Source organism: Bacillus salipaludis (assembly GCF_004358205.1).
Window position 1 is genome coordinate 1 of the sequence record NZ_SMYO01000058.1, and the last position, 5,882, is coordinate 5,882.

Annotated in this window: 7 protein-coding genes; 3 read left to right on the forward strand and 4 right to left on the reverse strand. The window is 32.5% G+C overall.

The annotated features are described in order from the left end of the window. Positions 1-365: 365 nt before the first annotated feature. Positions 366-875 (forward strand): CBO0543 family protein, encoded by a 510-nt coding sequence (locus E2K98_RS29770; RefSeq protein ID WP_133340559.1) that lies wholly within the window; start codon positions 366-368, stop codon positions 873-875. 117 nt (positions 876-992) lie between these two features. On the opposite strand, the gene E2K98_RS29775 is transcribed toward E2K98_RS29770, so the two are convergent. The 3 genes from E2K98_RS29775 to E2K98_RS29790 all read right to left on the reverse strand — a co-directional run bounded on the left by E2K98_RS29775 (position 993) and on the right by E2K98_RS29790 (position 3,352). Beyond that, entirely contained in the window at positions 993-1,202 is a 210-nt protein-coding gene (locus E2K98_RS29775; RefSeq protein WP_133340561.1) for a hypothetical protein, read from the reverse strand. Positions 1,203-2,061: 859 nt separating this feature from the next. After that, positions 2,062-2,703 (reverse strand): 5,6-dimethylbenzimidazole synthase, encoded by a 642-nt coding sequence (gene bluB / locus E2K98_RS29785; protein ID WP_133340563.1) that lies wholly within the window; start codon positions 2,701-2,703, stop codon positions 2,062-2,064. Positions 2,704-2,878: 175 nt separating this feature from the next. Continuing rightward, positions 2,879-3,352, reverse strand: a complete 474-nt coding sequence (locus E2K98_RS29790; protein ID WP_235824982.1) for a GNAT family N-acetyltransferase — start codon at positions 3,350-3,352, stop codon at positions 2,879-2,881. Positions 3,353-3,613: 261 nt separating this feature from the next. Here E2K98_RS29790 and E2K98_RS29795 point away from each other — a divergent pair, with 261 nt between their 5' ends. Then, positions 3,614-3,799, forward strand: a complete 186-nt coding sequence (locus tag E2K98_RS29795) for a hypothetical protein (RefSeq protein ID WP_133340565.1) — start codon at positions 3,614-3,616, stop codon at positions 3,797-3,799. Positions 3,800-4,424: 625 nt separating this feature from the next. On the opposite strand, the gene E2K98_RS29805 is transcribed toward E2K98_RS29795, so the two are convergent. Continuing rightward, positions 4,425-4,784 carry a DUF7674 family protein gene (locus E2K98_RS29805; protein ID WP_133340569.1) on the reverse strand — a complete coding sequence of 120 codons (360 nt, stop codon included), beginning with the start codon at positions 4,782-4,784 and terminating at the stop codon, positions 4,425-4,427. 313 nt (positions 4,785-5,097) lie between these two features. Here E2K98_RS29805 and E2K98_RS29810 point away from each other — a divergent pair, with 313 nt between their 5' ends. Beyond that, positions 5,098-5,547, forward strand: a complete 450-nt coding sequence (locus tag E2K98_RS29810) for a peptide deformylase (RefSeq protein WP_133340571.1) — start codon at positions 5,098-5,100, stop codon at positions 5,545-5,547. Positions 5,548-5,882 lie beyond the last annotated feature (335 nt).

The window sequence follows — 5,882 nt, forward strand, 5'->3', positions numbered from 1 at the left end:
ATAAGAAACGCGAAGAAGGAAAACTTTATAAAGTAGCTGTAATCGCTTGTGCAAATAAGCTCTTACACTGGATTTACGCACTATTAAAAACCAACACTACTTTCCAAGATATCGCTTAATTTATAAATAAAACCAAACAATACAAAACCCTCCAAAAGTCAAATCTAGGAGGGTTGTTTGTCATGCGCATTTTAGTATAACATAAAAAGTTTTATGTTTTTATTGAAAAATGTTGACAAACTATTAGCTGGTTTACTTTAAGTGAAACACTTCACAAATATGATAAAACACCTACATTCTTCAACAAATTATCGTTATAAAAAGATGAAAAATACAAACTATAATATTAAAGGAGAATGTTCTTAATGACAGACCGAAAAATACTAAAATTCCTATGGTTGTTAGGATTGGTACTTCTTTTCCCTACATTATTAAAAAAACCAATAAAAGAACAGTTAATCATTTTCTTATTAAGTTCTTTTTTCAATACACCTTTAGATAACTACCTTGTTTCAAAAGACCGTTTAGAGTATCCAGTTAGGCTGAAAAATGAACGTAAATTTACGAAAGGGAGCTTTTTATACGATAGTATTTTGTGTCCGTTAATTACTGTTTGGTACTATCAGTCCACTCAAAAAACAAAAAAGTTAAGTGAAATAATATTGAAAACATTTTTATTTACTACACCACAAGTTATTTTGGAAGCTTTAATGGAACGTTTTACAAGAACCATTAATTACAAAAAAGGATGGAAATGGTACCATTCCTTTATTGGAATTTTTTTATTAAAATTATACATTAGAGGGTTTGTTGGTTTAATTAATCTAATTTCATATGCCCAACATTCTTCAGAAAAAGCAAAGGGGACTCATTAACTTCCTTTGTTTTTTTATTTTAGTTGATCTGTAACTAAACTGCCCCCGTTTGTTCAATAAGGAGTTCAATAAAAAGTGCGTTAATCCTAATTGGATTAACGCACCCGTTATATACGTTTAGCGTGACGCTTTTAGCGGTTGGCACACGTCACATTTACGTTGGTTATTATTTTTAAATTTCGTAAATGTTTTTTCAAAGTTGCTACCACACGCACATTTAAACAGTAACTTTTGAGAAAAACCGTGGTATTCCGTCGTTAGCAACTTACTTTCCGAATTGTTCTCAACAAATTCTTTAATTTTACCAATTGTCCATCGTTTATTCATTCTCTTACACCCCCATTTTTTATCGCTAGTCGGAGGCTTTTCTTGGCATCCGTTCAATTATGAGTAAAAGTCGTAATTATCCTAAGTTCCTCATTATAACATGAGCAGGTACACAATTAAACAAATGGAAGGTATCTTATTAACCTGCCCCTTTAGTTGAACAACAAAAAAGCCGCCAATTATGGCAGCCCAATCTTCAAGTAACGCACCCGTTTGTTCAAGAGGGACTTTTATATTATTTAATTATTTTTCTTTAATAATAAGATTTTTTTCTGCTTTACATACCAATTTGTAATACCCTAATAAGATAAACAAAAGTATCGGATCGATTATAGCTGCGTGCCATAATTTCCACCAGCCATAATGGAAGTACCCCCAAGGTTCGGGAAGTAAAGTTACTGATTCATAAATTAAAATACTTATTACAAAAACAAAAATATACATAATTTTTTTCACAATTGAGGAATTAAAAGGAAACCAATTTAAAAACATCATGTTAACAGGAGGAATTAAAACGGTATGAGCAGGCAATGCGTTCCAATCAACATTTTTGGTGAAATACCAGTAACCATGATATTTCATATCTATATACAAATCGAAGATTTGTTGGAAAGCAATAGTAAATGCCTAAATGTGAAAGATTTGATTATTCGTTAGTCGTTTATTTGTCTTGAATGTGATAAAATTAAACGCAATTATTGCAATAGTAAGTCCTATCATATTAAAGTCCTTTTTATTATTTAACATAACCAACAAAAGGGAAGTTATTCCATTAACCTTCCATTTATTGGAACAAGGAAAGGGCTGCCGAAGCAGCCCCCTATTCTTCAACAATAGCACCCGTTACTTTAATAAACCTTTAGTTTCTTCCCCATTTATTTTCAAAAATAAGATGTTCTAAAGAACGTCTTTTTTCCCATTTAGCTAATTCCAAAATAGGTTTTTCTGGGTAGTCATTAGTATAACCAATAGATATAAGAGCAATAGGGTCAATATGTGGTGGTATTTCTAAAATATCTCGAATATCATTCTTTTTATAAAAACTTACCCATCCCATCGCCAATCCTTCAGCACAAGATGCTAACCACATATTTTGAATAGCGCAGGCTGTTGATAAAATATCTGTTTCAGGAATTGAATTTCGTCCTAATACATGGGAGCCTCCTCTTGTAGGGTCGCATGTTACACAAATAGTTATAGGAGCTTCTTTTAAACCCTCAATTTTTAAATCAAGAAATTTCATTTCTTTTTCCCCATCATAATGGATAGCTAATGCCTGTCTTTCTTTTTCTGCAGCCCAAGCTAATTTTTCTTTAACTTCGTCAGAGGAAATTAAAATAAAGTTCCAAGGTTGCATAAATCCCACTGAAGGTGCATGATGGGCTGCGTTTAATATTTTATGTAGCGTGTTTTCGGGGATAGGAGTTGACAAAAAACTTCGAATATCTCTCCTGTTATAAATAACTTTATAAATAGAATCTCTTTCTTCATTAGAAAACATAAAAGTTCTCTCCCTCTACTTTTATTAAAAATATCTATTTTAATATAAATCATTTTTCTCTATCCTGCCCCGTTATTAGCTCAACAAGAAAAAAGATGCTGCCGCTGCAACCCTTTCTTAAACTCTAGCACCCGATAGTTTAAGTACAATTTTTCACAAATAATGGTTAATTAAATTAAATACACTGTATTTTAAACACATCAATTTTTTCGTATTTATCATCAGAAACAGTTTCAAGATAAGTCCATCCTCTACTTCTATAATAGTTTGATGCATCTTCTGTTCTTAAATAAAGTTCATTAAATCCTAATTCTTTGACTACATCTATGGTTTTGGCTACTAACTTTTCCCCTACACCTCTACCACGATGTTCAGGCTTGGTATATAAAGATGCAAGCCAAGGTTTATACATATCTCTTATCGCTAAATCGTTATCAAAAATAGATACTGTTCCTAAACATTTCCCGTTCTCTAATGCAATAAGAGTTATTGGAAACGTATTGTTCTTTGTATTTGAAAAGTGATTAACAACATCTTCAAATTTCTTACGGCTACCAGTTTTTACTACAAACTCCTTAAAAACCATTTCAGAAACTTCATTGATTTTATCGGGATGGTTTGTTAAAAAGTCAATATTAATACTAATCACCCTCTGAATTTATAAGTATATTTTTTATTATAACGAATTGACCTTCTTAAAGTAACCTGCCCCATTAGTGGAATAAGAAAAAATGGGATCGCCACAGCAATCCCAATCTTTAACTCTTGCAACCATTAGCTGAAGAATCATTTTTGAATACCAGAATGTATTTTTCTTTTCCGATAACATGTAACTATTGTTTCAATTTTGACATATTTGTAACAATAATGACATATGATTTATTAATCACATAGGAAGGAGGAGGAAGTAATGGATAATCGGATTTTATTATTCCTTGCTACAATTTTATCTGGTTTTGCACTTATAAAAGTTCCGTTAGCTGATTCATTTCTTGAAAGTGTTTCACCAGTTACAAATATCCTTGGCATTCTAACAGTTCTAGTATTCTCGCTAGTCTTAATTTATAAGGGTGTAAAAGGCTTGTTCAGTAAGTAAATAGGATTAATATGGAAAGCACTCAAATGGGTGCTTTTCTCCTTTTCATTTTTACAACAATTCCACGATAAAAAGGCATATTTTATGAGGAATTTTTTTGTCTTTTTTTCATTTTTGTTCAACTTACCTGCCAGTTAGCGGAACAAGAAAAGCGACTGCCCTTTTTGAACAATCGCACCGTTAGCTAAAGAAGAAATTTAGAATCGGAGGTAACAACATTAATATTATTGAAATGGAAATAAGCACTTTTGATACTTTTGCGGAGAGTTTAACTCGTCCTTTACCTGTATACCATCCACTAAATTGATATTTATTCCTATACAGTACAAAAAATAAAATAAGAATCGCCATTAGCCCCATCCAGCCATAGGTGTCTATGTTCGTTCCAAATTTTGAGTACACAAAATTTATAAAGGCACCTATAATTCCTCCGAAAAATACAAATAAAAACACTATTCGTATTAACTCCAACAGTACCTTCATTAATACCACTCTCCACATTTATCATTCACCATATATTTTACCATACATTTCCAAAGTCTTGTTCAACTATCCTGCCCCGTTAGGACAAAAAGAAAAGCTGTCAAAATGACAGCTCAGATCTTCAACTCTTGCACCCGTTAGTTCAATATCTACCCCAATACTTTTCAATTTCATCTGAAGCCTTCCTTGTTTCGTCACCCATATACTTATATGCAGCTTGTAGCAATTTCTTGGAGTCGCCAAGTCGTGCAAGAATAGCAACACTTAATAATTCTTTAACATCATCATCTCCCTGAGTTGCCATTTGTTCAAAAAAAGCAAACAACTCTTTAATTTTCTGTATTTCCTTCTCTTTACCTATGAGTTCAATAAAATAATCGTTGCATTCACCAAAGAATACGTGATTTAAGATTTCATCGTTGAATTCAATATGTTCCTGTAATATCGTCTTATACTCTTCAAAGTTTTCAGTAAAATGCTTTGCTAAGTCCTTGTATTTCATCTTATTTCTCCCTGTTCTAAAAAGTATTTAACACTTTTCATTCTATAAAGTGGATAGGTTCCCCTTCTTCAACTATCCTGCCACTTTATTTCAATAAAAAAGAAGGCTGCCGCGCAACCCTTTGTTTCACTAAAGAATTACTAACCATTAAAAACCTGTATTGATTTATAAATCGATACAGGTTTTTAATAATGTTTATTGTCAATTTGATTTCCTATTATTTTTTTCTTCCGTTCGAATATATTTTATAAATGGCTTTTTTAAAATATTTCAAAAAATGTAAAAATATTTAACTCGGACGAAAGGTGATGAAATGTTTTCCATTCTTACATTTCCAAACCCAATTTTGTTTCAAAAAGCAATTGATGTTGAACACATTTATAGTGTAACTCCACTTTTGAATGAAATGAAAACGTTCGTGGAAAATTCGCCACATGTATTAGGAATTTCCTTACCACAAGTCGGCGTATCAAAACGGGCTTTTGTTGCTCGATTTACAACAGGAACAGAAATTTTAATCAATCCAAATTTTTATATACTTGATCCAACACCCAACTCATTACCATCTGGCGAAGGATGTATCTCTCTCCCAGGGATTATAGGGATAGTTCCGCGCTACCTCATAATAAGGATTTCCTATTTATCAATCTTTGGTGAAAGGATATTCCGTGAGATGGGAGGTATGGATTCGATTATATTCCAGCATGAATTTGATCATTTGGAAGGAATTCTTTTTACAAGCAAAACTTTGCAGGCATTTTAAAAAGGCAACGGATTTTGGAGTTGTTGACAAAAATATGGATTTTCTAAAATTCTGGATTTTTCCTCCCAAATTCTTAACACCCTCCATTTTGTTTGGTAAATATTTCTACATTAATGCGTCGATTTCCTTCATCCAATAACCTACCCCGTAGTACAACAAAAAAAGGATCGCCGCAGCAATCCATCCTACTCGTCGAGTAGAAGGGAGCCTTTCTACCTTGCGGTAAATTGTACTCCTCCCCCCTCACAGAACCGTGCTTGCGCTATTAACGCACACGGCTCCTCCTAGTTATCATTTACAAAATATAGCTAATTTCTTTTCTTAAGTCATATATA